Source organism: Kocuria sp. NBRC 114282 (assembly GCF_030268385.1).
Lineage (GTDB): Bacteria > Actinomycetota > Actinomycetes > Actinomycetales > Micrococcaceae > Kocuria > Kocuria palustris.
Map to the genome: position 1 here is coordinate 783,408 of NZ_BSQO01000001.1, position 23,463 is coordinate 806,870.

Here is a 23,463-nt window from a genome sequence, read left to right on the forward strand (position 1 = left end):
GCCGGTCCGTGCCACCGGCAGGATCGCTGCGCGGGCCTCATCGAGCATCACGAGCACGGTGAACACCGAAGACAGCAACACCGAAGAACAAGGAGCGTGCATGTCCGCGATCAGTCGCGATGAGGTCGCCCATCTGGCAGACCTCGCGCATATCGAGATGTCGGAGGATGAGCTGCAGTCGCTGGCCGGCGAGCTCGGCCAGATCGTGCAGTCGGTCGCCTCCGTCAGCGAGGTCGCCGGGGACGACGTCCCCGCCACGAGCCACCCCCTGCCCCTGCGCAATGTGATGCGCGAGGACGTCGTGGGGCAGACGCTCAGCGCGGAAGAGGCCCTGTCGGGCGCACCGGACGCGGAGGACGGGCAGTTCAAGGTCCCGGCCATCCTGGAAGAGGACTGAGGCGATATGAGCGAGAACATCATCGAACTGTCCGCGGCCGAGCTCGCGCAGAAGCTCCAGGCCGGTGAGGTCACCTCGGTGCAGGCCGTGCAGGCCCACCTGGACCGCATCACGGCCACCGACGGCGCTGCCGCACAAGACCGCAGCCACGGCAAGTCCGGTCTCAACGCGTTCCTGCACCTCAATGCGGAGGAGGCCCTCGAGGTCGCCGCCGGTGTGGATCGGGATCGCGCCGAGGGCAAGCAGCTGCCGCCGCTGGCCGGCGTGCCGATCGCGGTCAAGGACCTGATCGTCACCAAGGGCCAGCCCACCACGGCGGCCTCGCGGATGCTCGAGGGCTGGATGAGCCCCTACGACGGCACCGTCACCGAGAAGCTGCGTGCGGCGCGCATGCCGATCCTGGGCAAGACCAACCTCGACGAGTTCGCCATGGGCTCCACCACGGAGCACTCGGCCTTCGGGCCCACGCGCAACCCGTGGGATCTCAGCCGCATCCCGGGCGGCTCGGGCGGCGGCTCGGCGGCAGCTGTCACCGCGTTCCAGGCCCCGCTCGCGCTGGGCACGGACACCGGCGGCTCCATCCGCCAGCCGGCCGCCGTGACCGGCTCGGTCGGCGTGAAGCCCACCTACGGGTCGGTCTCGCGCTACGGCGTGATCGCCATGGCCTCGTCTCTGGACCAGGTCGGCCCGTGCGCGCGCACCGTGCTGGATGCGGCCATGCTGCACGAGGTCGTCGGCGGCCATGACCCCAAGGACTCGACCTCGCTGAGCGATCCGGCCGAGGGCTTCGTCCAGGCCGCCCGGGACGGCGCAGCAGAGGGCGGGCTGAAGGGACTGCGCGTGGGCGTGCTCAAGGAGCTGACCGGCGAGGGCTTCCAGCCCGGCGTCGAGCAGCGCTTCCGCGAGGCCGTCGAGGCACTGGAGAAGGCAGGGGCGAGCGTCGTCGAGATCGAGACGCCGAACTTCAAGTACGCCCTGGGCGCCTACTACCTGATCATGTCCTCGGAGGTCTCCTCCAACCTGGCCAAGTACGACGGTGTCCGGTTCGGCCAGCGCGCCCTGCCCAAGGACGGGCACGTGACCATCGAGCGCGTCATGTCCGCCACGCGCGCGGAGAACTTCGGCGCGGAGGTCAAGCGCCGCACGATCCTGGGCACCTACGCCCTGTCGGCCGGCTACTACGACGCCTACTACGGCTCGGCGCAGAAGGTCCGCACGCTCGTGCAGCGCGATCTGGACGCCGCCTTCGAGCAGGTCGACGTCCTCGTCTCGCCCACCGCTCCCACCACGGCCTTCCCGCTGGGCTCGGTCGACGAGCAGGCCGATCCCATGCAGATGTACCTCAACGACATCGCCACGATCCCCACCAACCTGGCGGGCGTCCCGGCGATCTCGATCCCGGCGGGCCTCTCGCCCGAGGACGGGATGCCGGTCGGCTTCCAGCTCATGGCCCCCGCTCGTGAGGACGCGCGCCTCTACCGCGCGGCCGCCGGTCTGGAGCGGCTGCTCGAGGAGGCGAACGGAGGCCCGATCTGGAAGGACCTGCCGGACGTCGTCGAAGCCGTGGCCAAGCTGTCGGAGACCACTGAGGGAGGCGCCAAGTGAGCGATCAGATCCTGTCCTTCGAGGAGGCCATGGAGGACTTCGACCCCGTGCTCGGGTTCGAGGTCCACGTGGAGCTCAACACCGCGACCAAGATGTTCGACTGGGCGCCGAACACCTTCGGCGACGAGCCGAACACCAACACCACGCCCGTCTCGCTGGGACTGCCCGGCGTGCTGCCCGTGGTCAACGGCAAGGCCGTGGAGTACGCGATCAAGCTCGGGCTCGCCCTGGGCTGCCAGATCGCCCCGGTCTCGCACTTCGCCCGGAAGAACTACTTCTACCCGGACACGCCCAAGAACTTCCAGACCTCCCAGTACGACGAGCCCATCGCCTTCGACGGCCAGCTCACCGTCGAGCTGGAGGACGGCACGCCGTTCACCATCGAGATCGAGCGGGCCCACATGGAGGAGGACGCCGGCAAGCTGACCCACAAGGGCGGTGCCGGTCGCATCCAGGGCGCGGAGTTCTCGCTGGTCGACTACAACCGCGCTGGCGTGCCGCTGGTCGAGATCGTGACCCGCCCGATCGTCGGAGCCGGGGACCGCGCTCCGGAGCTCGGCAAGGCCTACGTCAAGGCGATCCGCGAGATCGTGAAGAACCTCGACATCTCGGATGCCCGCATGGAGCGCGGCAACGTGCGCTGCGATGCCAACGTCTCCCTGATGCCCAAGGGCACCACCGAGTTCGGCACGCGCTCGGAGACCAAGAACGTGAACTCCCTGCGCGCGGTCGAGCGCGCCGTGCGCTACGAGATCCAGCGCCATGCCGCGGTGCTCAAGGCCGGCGAGAAGATCGTCCAGGAGACCCGTCACTGGCACGAGGACACGCGCTCGACCACCTCGGGCCGTCCCAAGTCGGACGCCGATGACTACCGCTACTTCCCCGAGCCGGACCTGGTGCCCGTGTGCCCGGATCCCGCCTGGGTGGAGCAGCTGCGGGCCTCGCTGCCCGAGCCTCCGGCCCAGCGCCGCGCTCGCCTGAAGGAGGAGTGGGGCTACTCGGACGAGGAGTTCCGCGACGTCGTCAACGCAGGCGTGACCGAGGAGATCGCCGCCACCATCGAGGCCGGCGCCTCCAAGGCCGCTGCCCGCAAGTGGTGGATGGGCGAGATCGCTCGTCTGGCCAACAACGCGGGCGTGGAGATCGCGGATCTGGGCGTCACCCCGGAGCACGTGGCCGAGGTCGAGTCGCTGATCGGCGAGAAGACCATCAACGACAAGATCGCCAAGCAGGTCCTGGGCCACGTGGCCGAGGGCGAGGGCACCCCGGCGCAGATCGTGGAGGCCCGCGGCCTGGCCGTGGTCTCCGACGAGGGCGTGCTGATCTCCGCGATCGACGACGCCATGGCGCAGATGCCGGACGTCGTCGAGAAGGTCAAGGGCGGCAAGGTCCAGGCCGTGGGCGCTCTGATCGGTCCGGTCATGAAGGCCACCAAGGGCCAGGCGGACGCCGGCCGCGTCCGCGAGCTGATCCTGGAGAAGCTCGGGGTCTCCTGAGCCTTCTCGTGAAGCTCGATCGCGCCCGGGAGCCATGCTTCCGGGCGCGATCTGCACTCCGAGACGTGACGAGACACTGAAGGAGCACGGATGACCACGATCTGGAACTACCGCGGCGACCATCGGGCTCTGTGGGCGGTGATCGCCTCGATCGTCGCCTCCTACGTGCTGGCCATGCGCCTGGCCCGGTGGGGCGAGTCCTGGCAGTGGGTGCCCCTCGCGCTGCCGGTCGCCGTGCTGCTGATCTGGTTCTTCCTGGCCCGAGCGGGTGTGCGAGATCTGGGCTTCCCGGCGCGGGGTGATCGGAGCAGCCCCGCGGCCGGTCCGCTGGGCGGGGCTGTCGCCCTGCTCGCCGGTGCGGTGGGCGCGGGGCTGGTGGCCTACGGCGTGCTCGGCGGCGCAGGGGCGGCCGAGCTGCCCGGAATCGGAGCAGGGTCGAGCGGCCTGTTCGTCATGCCGGGGGGCAGGAGCGCGATCGCTGCGACGGCCGTGCTCGCAGCGTGCGCGGCAGCGGCGGCGGAGGTCGTCTTCCACGGGGCCCTGCTGCGCCTGGCCGCCTCGCGCTGGTCGCCGCGTGCGGCGGTGGCGGTGGCTGCGGGTCTGTCGGTCCTTGGCCTCCTGCCGCTGATGCTGACGCAGACCGAGGGAACCTGGTCGTGGCTGGCCGCCACCGCCTGCGCTGTGCTGGTCCCCAGCGTGGTGCTGGGATGGGCGGCGGTGCGCACCGGAGCGCTGTGGATGTCGCTGGGCTGGGCGGCAGGCGTCACCGGAGCGGGTGCGGCCGTTCTGCAGGGCTGGCCGACGCAGGCTGCTGACGCCTGGGCCGCTGCCGGTGCCGCAGCAGCCGCCGGCGTGCTGCTCATCCCCGTGGTCCTGCTCCTCGAGCGGGTCGGGCCCTCCCGCTCAAGCCGCCATGAGGTCTGAACGTCTGGAGTCTGCCGTCCCTGGCCAACGGGTGGTCTGAGAGGGCGCAGCCCTGCGGGTCAGGCCAGCCCCAGTCGCTCCAGGGCCCAGGCGTCCTCCCACGCGTTGTCGCGCCACTGCTGGGAGCGCCCGGAGGCGCCCCCGTGGCCGCCGGCCATCTCGATGCGCATGAGGATCTGCTCGCGCTTGTCCGGGTTCTCGTGGCGCAGCGCCGCCACCCACTTGGCGGGCTCCACGTAGAGCACGCGGGTGTCGTTCAGCGATGTCACCGCCAGGATCGGCGGGTAGTCGCGCGCGGCCACGTTCTCGTAGGGGGAGTAGGCCTTCATGGTCCGGTAGACCTCCGCGGAGTCGAGGGGATTGCCCCATTCCTCCCATTCGAGCGCGGTCAGCGGCAGCTCGGGCATGAGCATGGAGGTCAGCGGGTCCACGAACGGCACCGCGGCCACCGCACCGCAGTACAGCTCGGGGGCCAGGTTCAGCACAGCGCCGACCAGGAGTCCGCCGGCCGAGCCGCCCATCAGCACGACCCGGTCGGCGTCGATGTCCGAGCGCGCGCCCAGGTGCCGGGTCGCCGCGACGACGTCTGTAAAGGTGCGCCGCTTGTGCTCCTTCTTGCCGGACTCGTACCACTGCCGCCCGAGCTCGCCGCCGCCGCGCACGTGGGCGATGGCCCAGACCGCACCGCGGTCCAGCAGCGAGATCCGCGAGTACGAGAACGACGGATCCATGCTGATCTCGTACGAGCCGTAGGCGTAGACCACCGCGGGTGCCGGCTGCGCGGCGTCCCGGCGGCGGATGAGGGTGATCGGGATCCGCGTGCCGTCCTCGGCCTGGGCCCAGTCGCGCTCCACGCTGTAGTCGGCAGCCGAGTAGTCGCCCAGCACCGGCTGCTCGCGGCGCAGGACCGGCTCGGGCAGCTCGGTCCCCGGCGCATCCAGGATGAGGTCGAAGACGCGCCGCGGGATCACGAAGGACTCGGCGGTGAAGCGCAGGACGGGGGAGTCCGGCTCAGCGGCGGTGAGGGAGACAGCCGTGAGCTCGCCGGGCACCTCGAGGACATGGGGCTCGGCCTGGCTCTCCGTGCCGAGTCCCTTCAGCGGCAGGATGCGCAGCCCCGGCAGGATGTCCTCACGGACCTCGAGAACCAGGTGATGCTGTGTGGCGGCGAAGCCCAGCACGCGCAGCCCCTCCCTGGGTGCCACGATGTCGATGCCGGGCGGGAATCCGTCGCCGGACAGTCCCGCCGGCTCGCCGGGCAGGTCCGACAGCTCGATCAGGCTCAGGCGTCCATCCGGAGCCTGGCGATCGTGCTGGAGCAGGACGACGTCCCGGCCGTCGATCCGCACGGGCTCCGCCGAGGCGAGAACGCCGGCCCCGCGCGGCACGACCACCTGTGGGGCCTGCTCGCCGGCCTCCTCGATGCGCAGGATCGAGACCTCGGAGTACTCGGAGCACCCGGTCTCGAGCACGAGCCAGCGTCGGTCCGAGGAGAGCTCGGCCCCCAGCCACAGGCCGGGGTCGTCCTCCTGGGCGATGGTGATGTCCTGCTCGAGCGGGGTCCCGAGCACGTGCCGGCGCAGGCGCCAGGGCCGCCAGGAGTCGTCGACCTCGGTGTAGAAGACGGCGTCTCCGGCGGGCGAGAGGAAGGCGCCGTAGGAGGTCTCGGGGATCTCGTCGTCGAGCGTCCGGTCGGCTGCGAAGTCGTGGACGCGCACCGTGAAGCGCTCATCCCCGGTGGTGTCCTCGGCCCAGGCCATCCGGGTGCCGTCGTGGGTGATGTCGAAGGCGCCCAGCGACCAGAACTCGTGCGGCTGCGCGCGGGCGTTGGCGTCCAGGAGGGTCTGCTCGCCGGGCAGGGACTGACCTGCCACGATCTGCGGCGGCTCCCACCCCTCCTCAGCAGCCGGGACGCGGCACTGCACCGAGTGCTCCCCGCCCTCCACGGTGCGCGTGAAGTACCACCAGTCGCCGCGCCGCCACGGCACCGACAGGTCCGTCTCCTGCACGCGGGTCCGGACCTCCTGGAAGAGCCGCTCGCGCAGCGGGGCCAGCCGGGCGGTGGCGGACTCGGCGTAGGCGGTCTCGGCCTCCAGATGCGCGATGACCTCCGGGGACTCCTTGTCCCGCAGCCACTCGTACGGGTCCAGGAAGGCATCGCCGTGGAACTCGCGGACGTGGTCGCGACGCACGGCCGACGGGGGAGCGAGCGGAAGATCCGAGTTCTGGGAGGTCATGGCGCCCATCGTAAGAACCGGCGCCGACAGCATAGGCCGCTGCCGTCGTGCCCCTGGCCCACAATGGAGCCCATGACCGAACAGCGCTCCCAGGCCCCAGCCCAGCCGTCGTTCGGCTCCCAGAGAGCCGATCTGTGGCTGCAGATCCTGCTCGTGCTGGGCGTCTCGCTGGGGGCCAGCGCCCTCTGGTCGCTCCTCGACCTCGCCGAGACGCTGTCCACCAGCTCGATCGCCGAGTCGAAGGCCTCCATGAACGCGGCGCAGAGCGGCTTCCCCCTGTTCGACGTCCTGCGCCGCAGCCTCGGGATCCTCTTGGCTCTGGTCCCGCCGCTGCTGGCGCTCTATCTGCTGGCGGGCTCGGCCGGTCAGCTGCGCGGGCTGCTGCACCGGATCGGCCTGGACCGCCGGGCCCCGCTGGCGGATCTGGGCCTGGGGACGCTGCTCTTCGCCGTCATGGGACTGGGCACCCTGGCGCTGTACCAGGCGGGCCGCCAGCTCGGGATCACCGCCGAGATCGTCACGAATGCGGGCGGGACCTCCTGGTGGGAGGTGATCCTGCTGCTGGCCTCGGCGCTGCGGCACTCGCTCGTGGAGGAGATCATCGTCGTCGTGTTCCTGGCCGATCGCCTGCTGCGCGTGGGATGGACGTGGCCGGCCGTGCTGATCGGCTCGGCCCTTCTGCGCGGCAGCTACCACCTGTACCAGGGCGTCGGTCCGGCGCTGGGCAACGTGGTGATGGGACTGGTGTTCCTGTGGCTCTACCGCCGCACCGGACGCGTGATGCCGCTGATCATCGCGCACTTCCTGCTGGACGCCGTGGGCTTCCTGGCCGGGCCCCTGCTGTTCTGACAGCGGCCGCCACAGGACGCCGCACGCGGGTTTGCGCCGGAGCCGCGCTCGTCCGAGAATGGAAGGCAGGTCACGAGAGCCAGCGACAAGCCCCAGCTAGCTGGCCGGCAACCCTCCTTCCGCGGTGGGGTGCCCTGGGTGAGGACCGGGCCGGTGCGCAGACGCGCACACGGCAAGCGCGGGTCACGGCACCCGGTCCGACGGGTGCGTCGGACCTCGGTCCGCGGCCCCGGAAGACAAGGAGTCGCCGACATGTCCGCACAGCAGCCCACCCCCTCCGCCCCGCAGGGCTGGAGCTTCGAGACCCGTCAGATCCACGCCGGCCAGGAGCCCGATCCCGTCACCGGCGCCCGCGCGCTGCCGATCCAGCAGACCACCTCGTACGTCTTCCCGGACGCCGAGACCGCAGCCGGTCGCTTCGGGCTGAGCCAGGTCGGGCCCATCTACACCCGACTGACCAACCCCACCACCGAGGTCGTCGAGAACCGCATCGCCTCCCTGGAGGGCGGGACCGCGGCTGTCATGGTCGCCTCCGGTCAGGCGGCCACCACCTACGCGATCCTCAACGTGGCCGGGGCCGGCGATCACATCGTGGCCAGCCCGTCGCTGTACGGAGGGTCGTTCAACCTGTTCAAGCACACGCTGTCCCGGCTCGGAATCGAGACCACGTTCGTCTCCGATCCGGACGATCCCCAGGCCTGGCGCGACGCCGTCCAGCTCAATACGAAGGCCTTCTACGCGGAGTCCATCCCGAACCCCCGCAACGACGTCCTGGACCTGGAGACGGTCTCCGCGATCGCCCACGAGTCCGAGGTCCCGCTGATGGTCGACAACACCATCGCGACCCCCTACCTGCTGCGGCCGTTCGAGCACGGCGCGGACGTGGTGATCCACTCCGCCACCAAGTTCCTCGGCGGGCACGGAACCTCGGTCGGCGGGTTCATCGTGGACTCCGGGCGCTTCGACTACACCCGCTATCCGGATCGCTTCCCGGGCTTCACGGAGCCGGACGAGTCCTATCACGGCCTCGTGTTCGGCGAGGTCTTCGGGGAGAACGGGCCGTTCGGGGCCAACGTGTCCTTCGCGTTCAAGATCCGCACCCAGCTGCTGCGCGACATGGGCGCTGCCATCTCCCCGTTCAACGCCTTCCTGATCGAGCAGGGCATCGAGACGCTGTCGCTGCGCATGGAGCGCCACGTCGCCAACGCTCAGACGGTCGCCACCTGGCTGGAGGCCCACGAGGGCGTCGAAGCCGTGTCCTACGCCGGGCTCGAGTCCTCTCCGTGGCACGAGCGTGCGCAGAAGTACGTCCCCGGCGGCGCAGGTTCGATCCTCGGCTTCGTGCTCGACGGCGGCTCGGAGGCCGGCCAGGCCTTCGTGGACGCGCTGAGCCTGCACTCGAACGTCGCGAACATCGGTGACGTCCGCTCGCTGGTCATCCACCCGGCCTCCACCACGCACGCTCAGCTCTCCCCGGAGGAGCAGCTGGCCGCCGGCGTCGCCCCGGGGTTCGTGCGCCTGTCCGTGGGACTGGAGCACATCGACGACATCCTCGCGGACCTGGAGCTCGGCTTCGCCGCGGTCAAGGCGCGCGGCGCAGGGGGAGCGGTCTGAGGTGACCGCCATCCAGGGCACGACCGCGCGCTCGCAGCAGCCCTTCCGCACCGAGGGGCTGCTGCGCCGCGCCCGCATCGGCGACCTCGGGCTGGAATCCGGGGCCGTGCTACCCGATGTCGAGCTGGCCTACGAGACCTGGGGCGAGCTCGACGACCGCGCCTCCAACGCGGTGCTCGTCCCGCATGCGCTGACCGGAGACACCCATGTCACGCGCGGACGGGTCGCCGAGGACGCCACCTCCTTCGACCGTGTCTCCGCCGAGGCACCGGGCTGGTGGGACGGACTGGTCGGGCCCGGGCGGGCGATCGACACCGACCGCTTCTTCGTGGTCGCCATCAACATGCTCGGGGGCTGCTACGGCTCCACGGGTCCGTCGACCCTGATCCCGGAGGGCAGCCCGCGGGCCGGTCTTCCGTGGGGATCGGACTTCCCCGCGGTGACGATCCGCGACTCGGTGCGCGCCGAGCAGCGCCTGGCCGAGCAGCTGGGCATCGCGTCCTGGCGGCTGGTCGTCGGCGGTTCCATGGGCGGTGCGCGGGCCCTCGAGTGGGCCGCCACGTTCCCCGAGCAGGTGCGCGCCTGTGCGGTGATCGCCTCGACCGCCGCCTCGAGCGCCGAGCAGATCGCATGGGGCCAGGCGCAGCGCCTGGCGATCCGCAACGACCCCGACTTCCGCGGCGGCGACTACTACGACGGCGTCATCCCCTCCGTGGGCCTCGGAATCGCACGGCGGATCGCGCACACCACCTACCGCGCGGCACCGGACCTCAACGCGCGCTTCGGCAATGCGGCGCAGGCCGGCGAGGATCCGGGGGCGCCGCTGCCGGGGCGCCGTCGGGGCCGGTATGCGATCGAGAGCTACCTGGATCATCAGGCCGCCAAGCTCGTGGGCCGCTTCGACGCCAACTCCTACCTGGTGCTCAACGACGCCCTCATGGGCCACGACGTCGGCCGCGGCCGCGGCGGCGTCAGGCAGGCGCTCGCGGCCACCACCTGCGACTGGCTCGTGGCCTCGGTCGACTCGGATCGGCTCTACCTGCCCTCGGAGTCCGAGGACCTCGCCCGGCTTCTGCCCGGCGACGTCCCCCACCGCACCATCCGCTCCGGCGCCGGGCACGACGGCTTCCTGATCGAGCACGAGCAGATCGGCGAGCTGGTCCGAGCCGCCTTCCTCTCCTGAGGGGGCCCTACCGAAGCGACGCATCGACCCTCCTCGCCGCCGAGGGGACCCATTCGTCACGATTCACGCCTGATTAGACGTCCGATGCGTCCCGTCGGCGATCCCGTGCGCCCTGTGCGTCCCCTCGGCGTACTGGGCGCACGAGATCCCCGGTCCACACGGAATCCCGGGCAACGCAGATCCGAAGTACGGAGTTCATGCCTCCACAGACGCCCTTTCGGGCACTGGACCGGGGCGACGACGGAGGGGAGTGGATCCGTTCGCATCGGTCGGCGCCGTGATCCGCTGCACTGTCTGCCATGCCGAGACCACGTCACAGTCCACCTGCCTGCCTGCAGGGCCGCGTCTTCACGACCGCCGAGGCTGAAGCGGCAGGCGTCGCGAAGCGTCATCTGTCGGGGAGGCAGTACTGCTCCTGGGGCAAGGGCCTGTGGTCCTGCGCCGATTCGCGCCCTGACCCCCGCACCAGATCCGGTCTGCTGAGGATCCTCCCGGCTCTGCAGCAGGAAGGCTGGGCAGCCAGCCACACGACGGCCGCCATCCTCCACGACTTCCGGCTCCCCGGCAGGCTCGGGCATGTCGGCGGCATCCATCTGTGCTCCTCGACAGGATCAAGGCCTCGAGGACGCGGCGTTGTCGGGCACCGGAGTCAGTTCCATGCCGAGGATCTCTGGACCGACGGATCGGTCCGCCTCACGTCCCCGGCCCGAACACTGCTGGACCTGGCCGCATCGACAGACGCTCGCGGTCGGCACGTCATGACTCACCAGCAGCTCGTGGCCGTCATCGACGGTGTGATCTGCGAGCACCGCACGGGCATCAGCCGGGGCGTGCCGGCGCTTCGCAGCCAGAGAGACCTCAGCACCGATCTCGAGCGGTTCGAGAGCCATCGCGGCGTCCGCAGGGTGCGCCAGGCCCTGCTGCGCGCGGTCGTCGGAGTGGACTCGCCGCTGGAGACCTATACGCGGCTCGTGCTGGAGGACCATCGCTTCACCGGGTGGGAGGCTGATCTCGAGATCCGATCCCCGGGTGGCCGTCGGGTCCACCCTGACCTCGCGGATCGCAGGCACCGGCTGGCCGTGCAGGTCGACGGTGCGGTCCACGAGGACCCCCGGCAGCGACTTCGGGATGTGGAGCGGCAGCGGGCTACGGAAGCGGCCGGGTGGACGGAGCTGCGTGTGGTGCACACGGATCTCGACGTCGTGGATCCGACGGATCCTGGATGCGAGCCGAGGATCGTCACCCTGGTGCGGGCACATCGGCAAGCGGTCCGGGCGCGGGAGCTCGCAGGGCCCTGACGAGCCGCCGCCCGAGTGCGAGATCTCGTGAAGGGACGCGTGCGACACGATTCAGGCGCGGGAAGACGTTCGTTGCGTCCCCTCAGCGGCAGTTCCTCCGCGCGGGAGCGAGAGGAGCGACGGAAGCGGGGCGTGCTGCGCGCGGATGCCATGATGGTCGGCATGAGCGAGAACCCCGTCGTGATGTGGAACCGTGACCCCGCCGAGTCCCCGGAGGCGCCCCTGCTGGTGCTCTTCCACGGCTTCGGCTCGAACGAGCAGGACCTCATGGGCCTGGTGCCGCAGCTGCCGCAGGATTTCGTAGTGGCCTCGGTGCGCGCCCCGCTGGCCCAGCCTCCCGGCTACAGCTGGTTCCCGCTCTACGACGAGGAGGCCTTCGGACCCGAGGCCATCCGCGCCGCGGTCGAGCCGCTCGTGGGGTGGCTGCGGGAGCAGGCCGAGGGGCGTCCGTCGACCACGCTGCTGGGGTTCTCCCAGGGCATGTCGATCGCCACGTCGCTGGTGCGGGCCATGCCGAGCGAGATCACTGCGGTCATCGGGCTGTCGGGCTTCGTGGTGCCGGAGCCGCTGGAGATCTTCCGCGACGACGAGCTGAAGGAGAAGCCCTTCAAGCTCTTCTGGGGCCGCGACCCGCAGGACCCCATCGTCAACGACCAGCTGGTGGACATGACCGCCGAGTGGCTCGTGGAGCATGCGGACACCATGAAGGTCCACTACCAGGGCATCGGCCACAGCGTCTCGCCGCAGGAGATCGGGCACGTCAATGAGTACCTGACCCGCATGGTCCTGGGACGCTGAGCCAGGCCGGGGCCCGTTCAGCCCTCGGCGCGGATGACCAGCGAGGTCCCGTTGTAAGTGATGACGTCGCCGTCGTGCAGCTGTCGGCCGCGGCGGGTCTCGATGTCGTGGTTGACCTGGACCATGCCCTCCTCGACGGCGGTGCGCGCCATGGCGCCGTCCTCGACCAGGCTGCCGAGCTTGAGGGCCTGGCCCAGTCGGATCATCTCGTCGCGGATGGGCAGCTCTTCGGGGGTGCTTCCGGTGGTGGTCATGGCTCCATTGTGGCCCACCGAGGCCATGAGCCCAGCTCGGGGAGGACCGGAAGGGCCCGGGAGTAGCCTGATCCGGTGCCCACCTCTGAACCCCTCCCCGAGAATGCCGACCAGCCCGAGGACCCGCAGCCGCCCCAGGATGTCGTGATGGCCCCGGCGCAGACCCACAGTCCCGTCACGGTGCTGATCGCCCAGATCGCAGCCGTGCTCGCAGGCGGCGCCATGGCCGTCCAGTCGCGCGTCAACGGCGAGCTGGGCGCGCGCACCGGGGACTCCGTGGCCGCAGGCCTCACCGGCTTCTCCGTGGGCTTCGCGATCGTGCTGCTGGGCACCGCGCTGATCCCCGCCGGGCGGCGCGGCCTCATCACGGCGCTGGGCGCCTTCCGGGCCCGACGCCTGCCCGCGATCTTCCTGCTCTCCGGCGTCTTCGGCGCGTTCCTGGTGGTGGTGCAGACCGTGACCACGCCGATGGTGGGCGTCTCGGTGTTCATCCTGGGCATGGTCGTGGGCCAGTCCGTCGGCGGGCTCGGGGTGGATCGTGCGGGCATCGGCCCCGGAGGCATGAAGCCGCTGACCGGCTGGCGCCTGCTGGGCACGGCGATCATCGTGGTCGCGGTGCTGATCGCGCAGCTGCCCCACCTGGGCGGCGAGGAGGGAGCTCCTCAGCGCAGCATGGCGGTGGTCCTGGCGCTGCTGCTCCTGCCGGTGCTGGCCGGGCTCGGCTCCGCCCTGCAGACGGCCTTCAACGGGCGGATCGGGGCGGAGGCCGGGACGCCGATCACCCCGACCGTGCTGAACTTCGCCGAGGGCGTGCTGGCGCTGATCGTCGCCACGGTGATCCACCGGCTCACCGCTGACCTGCCGCCGTGGCACTTCCCCTCCGAATGGTGGCTCTACCTGGGCGGCGTGTGCGGCGTGCTGTTCGTGGCGGCAGGAGCGGTGCTCTCGCGGATCATCGGGATCCTGCGCACGAGCCTGTCCCTGACCGCCGGGATGCTCACCGGCGCGCTGCTGCTGGATCTTCTCGTGCCGACCAGCGGCGCGGTGGTCGCCCCGCTGACGGTGCTGGGGACGGCGCTGACCTTCGTGGGCCTCGTCGTCGTGTCCCTGCCCTGGAAGCGGCAGGCGAGCAGCGCCTGAGACGACGACGGCCGCCGCGCTCGTCAGGGAGCGCGGCGGCCGTCGTGAGCGGTCGGGTCAGCGGGCTGCGTGCCGTCCGCTCTGAGCGGCGGCCGGTGCAGAGCTCGACGAGTAGTCGATCGACGTGTCCTGGACGGCCGCCTTGGAGCCGCCCGAGCGGCGCACCGCCCGTCGCTCGGAGGCCAGCCCGATGCCGATCAGCACGATGCCGAGGACCAGCCACCCCGAGAGCACGAGCCACTGCATGGTGGTGTCGGCTTCCGGGAAGTAAGAGATGTCGCGGATCAGCGTGGAGATCGCCCCGGGCGGCAAGAACTGGCCGATCTCGCCCCACGGGCCGGGCAGGAACTCCTTGGGGGAGTTGGTGCCGGAGATCGGGTTGGCGAAGAACATGAACAGCAGCGCGGCCACCGGGATGCCGGGGGTGCGCAGCAGAGTCACCAGACCGGCGACGGTCGCGGACATCGCGGCGAAGGCCAGTCCGACGGCCAGCCAGGTCAGCTCGAACTCGCGCTGGAACACGTCGAGCAGCGGCCCGCCCAGAGCGGTCACGGCGAAGCCCGCGAGCACGCCGTAGACCAGCACTGCCACGATCTTGCGGCCGCCGCCGATCACCTGCAGTCCGATCACGATGCCTCCGGCGAGCCCGCCCATGACCATCGGGAAGGACAGCACGCCGAGCCCGGCGCCATTGGGGTCGTTCTCGCTGAACGGGATCAGGTCCGTCTGGGTCACGGGCATGCCTGTCTTCTGGCCGAGCTGCTCTCCCACGCGGTGCAGGATCTGGCCGGTCGCGGCGTTGTTCGCCGAGGCGGAGAGGACCTCCACGGGCTGGCCGATCACGATGGCGCCGTAGACGTCGCGGTGCTCGATGGCCTCGACGGCGGCGTCGCGGTCATCGCCCGTCGTGATGTCGAACAGGTCCGGCTGGGCGTCCTCGAGCTGGTCCTGGACCATCTCGACCTGCTGCTCGGGGCCCGCGATCATCAGCGGGATCGACTTGGGCTCGGAGGTCACCGTGGGCCAGGAGAAGGCCAGGACGATGATCGAGATGACCACGGCGGACATCAGCGCCGTAATGAGGACCTTGGGCCACGGCGTGACCGGCTTGGCGCTGAGCTGGCCGTGGACTTCGACACTGGGGCTGGATCAGCGACTCCGTGGCCATCGGGCAGCTGCTCGACGGGCGCTCGGAGCACCAGGCGCGTCTGCTCAGGGTCCGCGCGCAGTTCATCCCGCTGATCGAGCAGCTGATCGCGCGCGCTCAGAGCGACGGCCAGATCCGCGCCGACTTCAGCTCTGCCGACCTGCCGATGTTCTTCACGATGCTCGGGGCGGTGCAGGAGCGCGCCGGGTCTGTGGATCCGAAGCTCGTGCACCGCTACGCGGATCTGCTGCTGGATGCGATCTCCCTTCCCGAGGCGACCTCCGAGCATCCGCCGCTGAGCGAGGCGCAGCTGGTCGAGCTGCTCGGTCGGAGCGGCTGATCAGGGTCGCCGTAGAGGGAGCAGACATGACCGCATTCGCCGTCTGGAGAGCTGAGCACCGCTGAGCGCACCGGGAGTCGCGGGCCGTCGTCGTCGTTGACTACCCTGGCGGTCGGTGCCTTCGTGCACCCGAGGACCCCGTACGGAAACCCCACGCCAGGCCGCAGCCAGCGGTCGCGGCAGATACCGGAGTGTGCATCTCATGGCCCCCAAGTCCACGCTGGACAACGTCATCTCGCTGTGCAAGCGACGCGGCTTCGTGTTCCAGGCGGGTGAGATCTACGGCGGCTCGCGCTCGGCCTGGGACTACGGCCCCCTGGGCGCGGAGCTCAAGGAGAACATCAAGCGCGAGTGGTGGCAGACCTTCGTGCGCGGACGCCAGGACATGGTGGGCCTTGACTCCTCGATCATCCTGCCCTCGGCCGTGTGGGAGGCCTCCGGGCACGTCGCCACGTTCACGGACCCGCTGGTCGAGTGCACCTCGTGCCACACGCGCCACCGCCAGGACCACCTGGAGGAGGCCTTCGAGGACAAGAAGGGTCGCGCGCCCGAGTCCATGGCCGAGATCAACTGCCCCAACTGCGGCGCCAAGGGCGAGTGGACGGACCCGCAGCAGTTCTCGGGCCTGATGAAGACCTACCTGGGCCCCGTCGACGACGAGAAGGGCAAGCACTACCTGCGCCCGGAGACCGCCCAGGGCATCTTCGTGAACTTCCTCAACGTGGTGACGGCTGCCCGTCAGCGTCCGCCGTTCGGCATCGGCCAGATCGGCAAGGCCTTCCGCAATGAGATCACCCCGGGCAACTTCATCTTCCGCACCCGCGAGTTCGAGCAGATGGAGATCGAGTACTTCGTGCACCCGGACGAGGCCAAGCCCTCGTTCGACACCTGGGTCGATGACTGCGAGCGCTGGTTCACCGATCTGGGCGTGAACCCCGAGAACCTGCGCCGCTTCGACGTCCCGGACGGCGAGCGCGCCCACTACTCGGACGCCACGATCGACCTGGAGTACCGCTTCGGCTTCCAGGGCTCCGAGTGGGGCGAGCTGATGGGCGTGGCCAACCGCACGGACTTCGACCTGAGCAACCACACCGAGGCCTCGGGCACCAAGATGCAGTACTTCGACCAGGCCTCCGGCGAGCGCTACACGCCGTACGTGATCGAGCCGTCCTTCGGCCTCACGCGCTCCATGATGGCGTTCCTGGTGGACTCCTACCGCGAGGAGGAGGCCCCCAACACCAAGGGCGGCACCGACGTGCGCACCGTGCTCGGACTGGATCCGCGCCTGGCCCCGGTCAAGGCCGCGGTCCTGCCGCTGTCCAAGAAGGACGACCTCAAGGGCGTGGCCGGGGACCTGGCCGCCGAGCTGCGGCGCCGCTGGAACATCGACTACGACGACGCCGGGGCCATCGGCCGCCGCTACCGCCGCCAGGACGAGATCGGCACGCCGTACTGCGTGACGGTGGACTTCGACACCCTCGAGGACCAGGCCGTGACCATCCGCGAGCGCGACGAGATGACCCAGGAGCGCGTCTCCCTGGACAAGGTCAGCTCGTACCTGGCCGACAAGCTGGGCTGCTGAGCGGGGGATCGCATGAGTGTGGAACTTCGCTCCTGGGAGCAGGGCGATGACCTCGCCCTGCTCGAGGTCCTGCCTGCGCCCGAGGCCGACCCCGTCGTCGCCCTGCGGGCACTGATGGGTCCGGACACCGACGAGCCCGCGTGGTCGCGCACGGTCGTGGCCGTCGACGACGACGTGGTGATCGGCGGCGGAGCCGTGCAGCTGCACCCGCTGCACCCGGAGCGGGTGTGGGCCTTCGCGGAGGTCGCCACGGCCAACCGCGGCGAGGGCACGGGCCGGCTGATCGCGGACCGCCTGCGGCAGATCGCAGCCGAGGCCTTCCCGGACAGGCCGCTGCGCACCAAGGCCGCACCCGAGACCTCGGGGGCGGGCTTCGCCGAGCACTCCGGCATGGTGCCGGTCATGACGCACCGCCATGTCGTCATCGCGCCCGGCGCCCTGCCGCCGCAGCCGATCGGCGAGGGCGATTCGGCCACCGAGGCGATCGAGGACCTGGCCACCGGCTCCGTCGAGCTCACCAAGGCGGTGGGGGAGTTCTACCGCGCCGTCAACGCCTGGGACGCCCCGGCCGAGCTGTCGTTGGGGAAGGTGAACCAGCAGTTCCTCTCCGAGACCTCCCAGGCCTACGGGGCGATCGTGCTGCGCCGCGGGATCGACCGCGGGGCGGGGCGCAGCGGGAGCATCGGCGCCTTCGCGATCAGCTACCGCTCGCTCGAGCTGGATCAGGAGCGCTCGCAGGCCGACGCCGAGCGGCTCGAGGAGCTCGACGACCTGCCCACCGACGTCCTGGTCGGCTGGGACCCGCAGCTGCCGGACGAGGAGGCCGCGATCGCGGTCGCCAAGCTGCTCGGCCTGCTCGTGGCCCGCTACCCGGTGCGCGTGGAGGTCACCGACGCCATGCGCCCGCTGGCGATCGTGTGCGCCCAGCTCGTCGCGGACGGGGTGGCCAAGGTCGTGGACGAGTCCGTGACCTATGCCGATCCGGCCGAGTGAGCCTCACCGTCTGAGCCCGCACCTTCTGGGCTGACGACAGCGGCCGGTGCCTCCCCTTCACTGGGGAGGCACCGGCCGCTGTCGTGGCATGGGAAGCGCGCGACGGCCGCGCCGCTCAGAAGGACCAGGGATCCACCCCGTGGCCGCGGGAGAGCTCCTGGCGCAGCTGCCCGTCGAGGCACTCGACCCGTCGGCTCATGCCCACGCTGTCGACGACCCACCAGATGACGGTCACCAGCCCAGTCAGAGCCATGACGATCAGCGCGGCCCAGAAGACGGGGCCCGGCCCGGTGATGGCCGCGTCCCCGACGCTTCCGGGCTCGCCGGTGTCGAAGCCCTCTTCATAGGTGACCATGAGCATGGCGTAGGCCGTGATGGCCCCCGCCCAGGCGATGCCCGCCAGGATCAGCTTGACCAACCCGCGGCCGACGGCGCCGAGGTAGAAGTCGTGCACGGGGACGTGGAGCATGAACGGGCCGAGGATCCACAGGATCCAGGCCGCGATGGGCTTCTTGGCGCGGGCCTCATAGCGCACCGCGGCCTGGCGGTGCGCGGGATCCATGGGCGCAGGGGTCCAGGGGCCGGGGCGTGAGGGCCAGGGGCCGGCGGGGTGCGGGTAGGTCATGGCCGGCTCAGAACGACCAGGGATCGACGCCCTGCTGGGCGGCGATCTCGCGGCGGATGCGGTCGTTGGTGCGCTCCAGGCGCGAGGTCATGGTCACGCCGTCCACGATCCACCAGATCAGGATGGCGACGAACGAGCCGAGGCACAGCACGACCCCGAGAATGATCAGCACGCCAGCGGTGCTCTCGCTGCTGCCGGAAGCGGCGGCCCCGCCGATCATCCCGCCGAACAGGGCGATGAACGCGAAGACGATCAGCCCCAGCTTCAGCAGACCGCGTCCCACGGCGCCGAAGTAGAAGTCGTGGATGGGCAGGCCGATCAGGAACGGCCCGCCCAGCCACAGCAGCCATGCCACGGTGTTGTTCTTGGAGCGCGCCGAGTAGCGCCAGGCGGCCTGCGTGGCCGCCGGATCCATGGGGGCGCCCCAGCCCTGATGCGGTCCCGGCTGAGGAGCCGCTGCCTGTCCGGGCGTCCCGGGCGCAGGCTGGTGACCCCAGGGGCCCTGCCCCGCATCGGGGGTCGGCTGCGAGCCGGTCGGACTGTGCGTCACGGCGATCTCCTGTCGGTGGGGGAGGAGCGGCATCGAGGTGCACCGCCGGGTCTGCTCCCATCCTAGGCGACTGATTTGCGCATGTGAACTCCATCGCCGGATTCCGGACGAGGCACCGGCGACCGTGGAATGTGCCGGAGATCGCCCGAACAGGGCGACGGTCCTGTGGGAAGATGCCCGGATGACCACCACCGCCGAGCCCCGCCAGGAGACCGCCCTCGCGCAGCAAGCGCAGGGGCTGTCGTCGTACCGTCAGCCGTTCGGCCCGGGGACGATCGAGACCACGCTTGCCGACGAGGCCGTGACCCTGGACCTGCCGCCGCTGCGTCTGGGCGGGCTGACGATCGACGTCCCCGTGGTGCTCGCGCCCATGGCCGGGGTGACGAACAAGGCCTTCCGCGCGCTGTGCCGCGCCCACGGCGGCGGGCTGTACGTGACCGAGATGGTCACCGCCCGCGCCCTGGTGGAGCGGCGGGAGAAGTCCCTGCAGATCGTCCACCACGACCCGCACGAGACCCCGCGCTCGGTGCAGATCTACGGCGTGGACGCGGTCAACGTGGGCAAGGCCGTGCGGATGGTGGTCGAGGAGGACATCGCCGATCACATCGACCTGAACTTCGGCTGCCCCGTGCCCAAGGTGACCAAGCGCGGCGGGGGATCCGCGCTGCCGTGGAAGACGGATCTCTTCGAGGCGATCCTCTCCGCCGCCGTCCGCGAGGCCCAGGGGCTGCCCGTCACGATCAAGACCCGCAAGGGCATCGACGATGACCACCTCACCTACCTCGAGGCGGGTCGGATGGCCCGCGACCTCGGCATCGCCGGGATGACCCTGCACGGGCGCACCTTGGAGCAGCACTACTCCGGCCAGGCCGACTGGTCGTCGATCGCGCGGCTGCGCGAGGCGATCCCGGACATGCCGATCCTGGGCAACGGCGACATCTGGTCCGCCGAGGACGCCGTGCGCATGGTGAACGAGACGGGTGTGGACGGCGTGGTCATCGGCCGCGGCTGCCAGGGCCGGCCCTGGCTGTTCGGCGATTTGCAGGCCGCTTTCGACGGCAGCCGGGAGCGAGCCCGCCCCGGACTGCGCGCTGTGGCCGCCACCATCTACCGCCACGCCCAGCTGCTGGCCGAGCAGGACGGCGACGAGCTGCAGGGCCTGCGGGAGATCCGCAAGCACGTGGCCTGGTACTTCAAGGGCTACCCGGTCGGCGGCGACCTGCGCGCGAAGCTGTCCCTGGTCGAGACGCTGGATCAGCTCGAGGAGCTGCTCTCCTCCATGGACCTGGATCAGCCGTACCCGGGTGCTGATGTGGAGGGGCCGCGCGGTCGCGCCGGCAACCCCAAGAAGGCCGCTCTGCCGGACCGCTGGCTCGAGGACCGGCAGATCCACGACGACCAGCGCCTGGGTCTGGTCGACGCAGAGCTCGACGTCTCCGGCGGCTGAGGCGCCCCCGAGCGGGCACAATGGCCTGGTGACGGATGAGCTGAACCACGAGAACCAGCAGGAGCTTCCCCTCGAGGGCGTGGCGGAGATGCTCGCTGCCGTCGACCGCACCCGCGAGGCCGAGCAGGGCTACAGCGCCCCCGACATCGAGCGGTGGGTGCGCGAGGATCACCACAACAAGTACCGCTCCCACTTCGAGCGCGATCGCGCCCGCGTGCTGCACTCCTCGGCCCTGCGCCGCCTGGCCGCCAAGACCCAGGTGGTCGACCCGGGCGCCGATGACTTCGCGCGCAACCGCCTCACGCATTCGCTCGAGGTCGCCCAGATCGGCCGGGAGATCGGCCGGCTCATGGGCCGCAACCCGGACGTCGTCGACGCCGCCTGTTTGTCCCACGACCTCGGCCACCCGCCGTTCGGGCACAACGGGGAGACCGAGCTCAACGCGCTCGCCGGGGACATCGGCGGCTTCGAGGGCAACGCGCAGACCCTGCGGCTGCTCGTGCGCCTGGAGCCCAAGGTCATCGCCCCGGACGGCAGCCCCGCCGGGCTGAACCTCACCCGCGCCGCACTGGATGCCACGTGCAAGTATCCGTGGCGGGCCTCGGAGGCGCCCCAGCAGGCGGACGGGACGCGCTCGCGGAAGTTCGGCGTCTACGAGGACGACCTGCCGGTCTTCGAATGGATGCGCGAGGGCGCCCCGGCGCGCACCAAGTGCCTCGAGGCACAGGTCATGGACCTGGCCGATGACATCTCCTACTCGGTGCACGACGTCGAGGACGCCGTCGCCGCAGGAGCCGTGCGGCTGTCCCGGCTGAAGGACCCCGCCCAGCGCGAGCGCGTGTTCGACAAGACCCGCGAGTGGTACCTCCCGGGTGCGGAGGACGCCGAGATGGACGAGGCGCTGACCCGCCTGGAGAACGCCCCGGAATGGGCCTCCGAGATGCGGGGATCGCGCCAGGACCTGGCTCGGCTCAAGGACATGACCTCCCAGCTGATCGGGCGCTTCGCCACGTCGGCCGTGGCCGCCACGCATCGAGTCACGGGCTCGGATCCGCTGACCCGCTACGACGCCTCCCTGGTGGTCCCGCACGAGACCGACGTGGAGATCGCCGTGCTCAAGGGCATCGCCGTGACCTACGTGATGACCGAGCGCGACTCGCAGGTGGTCTACGACCGCCAGCGCGAGACCCTGCGTCTGCTGGTGGAGGCCATGATGGACTCGGATGGCCGCTACCTGGCCCCGGAGTTCCGCGGCGACTGGCACGACGTCGGCGGAGGCCCCGGTGCCGAGGCCCTGCGCCTGCGCATCGTGATCGACCAGGTGGCCTCGCTGACCGACACCTCGGCGGTGCGGCTGCATCACCGCATCCTGGGCACCGACCGGCGGCTGGGGGATACCCCTCTCTGGTGATTCCTTCGAGGGCGTCCGGACCAGCGCGACGGGCCGAACTGCCAGGTTCTCCTCAGCCCGCGCTCAGCTCCCTTAGACTGCCCCCGCGTCCGCATGACGGCGGAGGCACAGCGGGACTCTGCAGGTGAGTTCCCGCACCACCGTTTCGCCGACAGGCACCGACGACACGCGCAGGACGCGGGAACAGGCAGCACACCGTGATCGGAATCCTCTGGGGCATCGGCGGCATGGCAGGGATCCTGCTCATCGCCTTCCTCCTCTCCTCGAACCGGCGGGCCATCAAGCTCCGCACCGTCGTGGCCGCGCTCGGCCTGCAGGTCGTGTTCGGCATCGCCGTGCTCTACTGGCCGTTCGGTCAGCGGGTCCTCGAGGTCGTCTCGAACGGCGTCCAGGAGGTCATCGGCTCGGCCAACGCCGGCATCAGCTTCGTCTTCGGCGGACTCGTGCCGGAGGACGGCGTGGTCTTCGCGCTGCAGGTCCTGCCGGTCATCATCTTCTTCGCCTCGCTGACCGCGGTGCTCTACCACTGGGGCATCTTGCAGTTCGTCGTGAACTGGCTGGGCCGCGGCATCGGCTGGCTGCTGGGCACCCGCCGCGCCGAGTCCGTCAACACGGCGGCCAACATCTTCGTGGGGCAGACCGAGGCGCCCCTGGTCATCCGCCCCTATATCCCCGGGCTCACCCGCTCCGGTCTGTTCGCCGTCATGGTGGGCGGGCTGACGACCGTCGCCGGCTCCGTGCTGGTCGGCTACTCCCTGCTGGGCGCCCCGCTCGAGTACCTGATCGCCGCCTCCTTCATGGCCGCGCCGGGCGCGCTGCTGATGGCCAAGATCCTCGAGCCGGAGACCGTCTCGGACGAGGAGGCCGACCGCCTGGAGAAGGCCGGTGCCGCCAAGCTGGCCGCCGAGAACAGCGACGTCCCCGTCGTCGCAGCGACCGACGACGCCGTAGCCGATGCCCCCTGGGCCGATGGCGAGCGGCCTGAGGAGGCCGTCGTCGTGGAGGATCCGGGAGACGCCCTCAAGCACCGCAACGTGATCGACGCCGCCGCGGCCGGCGCCAGCGACGGCCTGCGCCTGGCGCTGACCGTGGGCGCCATGCTGCTGGCGTTCATCGCGCTGATCGCCCTGGTCAACCTGATCATCGGGACCATCGGCGGCTGGTTCGGCGCTCCCGATCTGACGTTCGAGCAGATCCTGGGCTGGGTCTTCGCCCCGATCATGACCATGATCGGCGTGCCGTGGAACGAGGCCGTGGCCTCCGGCAGCTTCGTGGGGCAGAAGGTCGTGGTCAACGAGTTCGTGGCCTTCGCCGACTTCGGCCCGCAGATCGAGAGCTTCAGCCCCAAGACGGCGGCCATCACCACGTTCGCCCTCACCGGCTTCGCCAACCTCAGCTCGCTGGGCATCCTGCTCGGCGGCCTGGGCGGGCTGGCCCCGGAGCGCCGTCCGGAGATCGCCGAGCTCGGCATCCGCGCCATCCTGGCGGCCACGCTGGCCAACCTGATGTCCGCTGCCATCGCCGGCATCATGCTCGCCTGAGCGGTTCAGGCGCACGCGACGCGGCCCGTCGG

The 23,463-nt window shown here is 70.6% G+C and carries 21 protein-coding genes and 1 riboswitch; of the genes, 16 read left to right on the forward strand and 5 right to left on the reverse strand.

The window, feature by feature from the left end; all coding sequences use genetic code 11:
- Positions 1–100 precede the first annotated feature (100 nt).
- The 4 genes from gatC to QSJ40_RS03560 all read left to right on the forward strand — a co-directional run bounded on the left by gatC (position 101) and on the right by QSJ40_RS03560 (position 4,422).
- Positions 101–397, forward strand: coding sequence for an Asp-tRNA(Asn)/Glu-tRNA(Gln) amidotransferase subunit GatC (gene gatC / locus QSJ40_RS03545; protein ID WP_061711403.1), 297 nt, complete (start codon positions 101–103; stop codon positions 395–397).
- A gap of 6 nt (positions 398–403) precedes the next feature.
- Entirely contained in the window at positions 404–2,002 is a 1,599-nt protein-coding gene (gene gatA / locus QSJ40_RS03550; protein ID WP_285728808.1) for an Asp-tRNA(Asn)/Glu-tRNA(Gln) amidotransferase subunit GatA, read from the forward strand.
- On the forward strand, positions 1,999–3,498 hold the full coding sequence (gatB, locus tag QSJ40_RS03555) for an Asp-tRNA(Asn)/Glu-tRNA(Gln) amidotransferase subunit GatB (protein WP_024290098.1): 1,500 nt from the start codon (positions 1,999–2,001) through the stop codon (positions 3,496–3,498). Before gatA ends, gatB begins: the two co-directional genes overlap by 4 nt.
- Before the next feature lie 90 nt (positions 3,499–3,588).
- Positions 3,589–4,422 carry a CPBP family glutamic-type intramembrane protease gene (locus tag QSJ40_RS03560; protein ID WP_285728811.1) on the forward strand — a complete coding sequence of 278 codons (834 nt, stop codon included), beginning with the start codon at positions 3,589–3,591 and terminating at the stop codon, positions 4,420–4,422.
- A gap of 59 nt (positions 4,423–4,481) precedes the next feature.
- Here the strand turns inward: QSJ40_RS03560 and QSJ40_RS03565 are convergent, their stop codons facing one another.
- Positions 4,482–6,659 (reverse strand): S9 family peptidase, encoded by a 2,178-nt coding sequence (locus QSJ40_RS03565; protein WP_285728813.1) that lies wholly within the window; start codon positions 6,657–6,659, stop codon positions 4,482–4,484.
- Positions 6,660–6,722: 63 nt separating this feature from the next.
- Between QSJ40_RS03565 and QSJ40_RS03570 the strand changes: the two genes are divergently transcribed.
- The 5 genes from QSJ40_RS03570 (at position 6,723) to QSJ40_RS03590 (ending at position 12,401) form a co-directional block, all read left to right on the forward strand.
- Complete coding sequence (locus QSJ40_RS03570; RefSeq protein ID WP_502875235.1) at positions 6,723–7,508, forward strand: CPBP family intramembrane glutamic endopeptidase; 786 nt, start codon at positions 6,723–6,725, stop codon at positions 7,506–7,508.
- A gap of 68 nt (positions 7,509–7,576) precedes the next feature.
- A riboswitch (SAM riboswitch) is annotated at positions 7,577–7,693 on the forward strand.
- Between the two features lie 67 nt (positions 7,694–7,760).
- Positions 7,761–9,122: a bifunctional o-acetylhomoserine/o-acetylserine sulfhydrylase gene (locus tag QSJ40_RS03575; RefSeq protein WP_285728817.1), complete on the forward strand. Its 1,362-nt coding sequence runs from the start codon at positions 7,761–7,763 to the stop codon at positions 9,120–9,122.
- A 1-nt stretch (position 9,123) separates the two neighbouring features.
- Positions 9,124–10,305 (forward strand): homoserine O-acetyltransferase MetX, encoded by a 1,182-nt coding sequence (gene metX / locus QSJ40_RS03580; RefSeq protein WP_502875236.1) that lies wholly within the window; start codon positions 9,124–9,126, stop codon positions 10,303–10,305.
- 758 nt (positions 10,306–11,063) lie between these two features.
- Entirely contained in the window at positions 11,064–11,603 is a 540-nt protein-coding gene (locus tag QSJ40_RS03585; RefSeq protein WP_285728819.1) for a DUF559 domain-containing protein, read from the forward strand.
- Positions 11,604–11,765: 162 nt separating this feature from the next.
- Complete coding sequence (locus QSJ40_RS03590) at positions 11,766–12,401, forward strand: alpha/beta hydrolase (protein WP_061711423.1); 636 nt, start codon at positions 11,766–11,768, stop codon at positions 12,399–12,401.
- A 17-nt stretch (positions 12,402–12,418) separates the two neighbouring features.
- Here the strand turns inward: QSJ40_RS03590 and QSJ40_RS03595 are convergent, their stop codons facing one another.
- A complete protein-coding gene (locus tag QSJ40_RS03595) occupies positions 12,419–12,655 on the reverse strand; it encodes an RNA-binding S4 domain-containing protein (protein WP_053447689.1) in 237 nt (78 codons plus the stop codon).
- Between the two features lie 75 nt (positions 12,656–12,730).
- Between QSJ40_RS03595 and QSJ40_RS03600 the strand changes: the two genes are divergently transcribed.
- On the forward strand, positions 12,731–13,795 hold the full coding sequence (locus tag QSJ40_RS03600; protein WP_285728823.1) for a DMT family transporter: 1,065 nt from the start codon (positions 12,731–12,733) through the stop codon (positions 13,793–13,795).
- Between the two features lie 57 nt (positions 13,796–13,852).
- Here QSJ40_RS03600 and QSJ40_RS03605 read toward each other — a convergent pair whose 3' ends face one another.
- Positions 13,853–14,863 (reverse strand): hypothetical protein, encoded by a 1,011-nt coding sequence (locus QSJ40_RS03605; RefSeq protein WP_285728824.1) that lies wholly within the window; start codon positions 14,861–14,863, stop codon positions 13,853–13,855.
- Positions 14,864–14,955: 92 nt separating this feature from the next.
- Between QSJ40_RS03605 and QSJ40_RS03610 the strand changes: the two genes are divergently transcribed.
- From QSJ40_RS03610 to QSJ40_RS03620, 3 genes are all read left to right on the forward strand, one after another.
- On the forward strand, positions 14,956–15,282 hold the full coding sequence (locus tag QSJ40_RS03610; protein WP_285728826.1) for a hypothetical protein: 327 nt from the start codon (positions 14,956–14,958) through the stop codon (positions 15,280–15,282).
- Positions 15,283–15,484: 202 nt separating this feature from the next.
- The gene (locus QSJ40_RS03615) at positions 15,485–16,864 is read left to right on the forward strand and encodes a glycine--tRNA ligase (RefSeq protein WP_061711413.1); all 1,380 of its coding nucleotides are present in this window, start codon (positions 15,485–15,487) and stop codon (positions 16,862–16,864) included.
- Positions 16,865–16,876: 12 nt separating this feature from the next.
- Positions 16,877–17,857 (forward strand): N-acetyltransferase, encoded by a 981-nt coding sequence (locus tag QSJ40_RS03620; protein ID WP_285728829.1) that lies wholly within the window; start codon positions 16,877–16,879, stop codon positions 17,855–17,857.
- A gap of 115 nt (positions 17,858–17,972) precedes the next feature.
- Here the strand turns inward: QSJ40_RS03620 and QSJ40_RS03625 are convergent, their stop codons facing one another.
- Both QSJ40_RS03625 and QSJ40_RS03630 read right to left on the reverse strand, forming a co-directional pair.
- Complete coding sequence (locus QSJ40_RS03625; RefSeq protein ID WP_285728831.1) at positions 17,973–18,482, reverse strand: TM2 domain-containing protein; 510 nt, start codon at positions 18,480–18,482, stop codon at positions 17,973–17,975.
- A gap of 7 nt (positions 18,483–18,489) precedes the next feature.
- Entirely contained in the window at positions 18,490–19,032 is a 543-nt protein-coding gene (locus tag QSJ40_RS03630) for a TM2 domain-containing protein (protein ID WP_156479177.1), read from the reverse strand.
- 274 nt (positions 19,033–19,306) lie between these two features.
- Here QSJ40_RS03630 and dusB point away from each other — a divergent pair, with 274 nt between their 5' ends.
- The 3 genes from dusB (at position 19,307) to QSJ40_RS03645 (ending at position 23,431) form a co-directional block, all read left to right on the forward strand.
- Positions 19,307–20,479: a tRNA dihydrouridine synthase DusB gene (gene dusB, locus QSJ40_RS03635; protein ID WP_040561109.1), complete on the forward strand. Its 1,173-nt coding sequence runs from the start codon at positions 19,307–19,309 to the stop codon at positions 20,477–20,479.
- 88 nt (positions 20,480–20,567) lie between these two features.
- Positions 20,568–21,890, forward strand: coding sequence for a deoxyguanosinetriphosphate triphosphohydrolase (locus QSJ40_RS03640; RefSeq protein WP_285728903.1), 1,323 nt, complete (start codon positions 20,568–20,570; stop codon positions 21,888–21,890).
- A 197-nt stretch (positions 21,891–22,087) separates the two neighbouring features.
- Positions 22,088–23,431: a NupC/NupG family nucleoside CNT transporter gene (locus QSJ40_RS03645; protein ID WP_285728837.1), complete on the forward strand. Its 1,344-nt coding sequence runs from the start codon at positions 22,088–22,090 to the stop codon at positions 23,429–23,431.
- Positions 23,432–23,463: the final 32 nt, after the last annotated feature.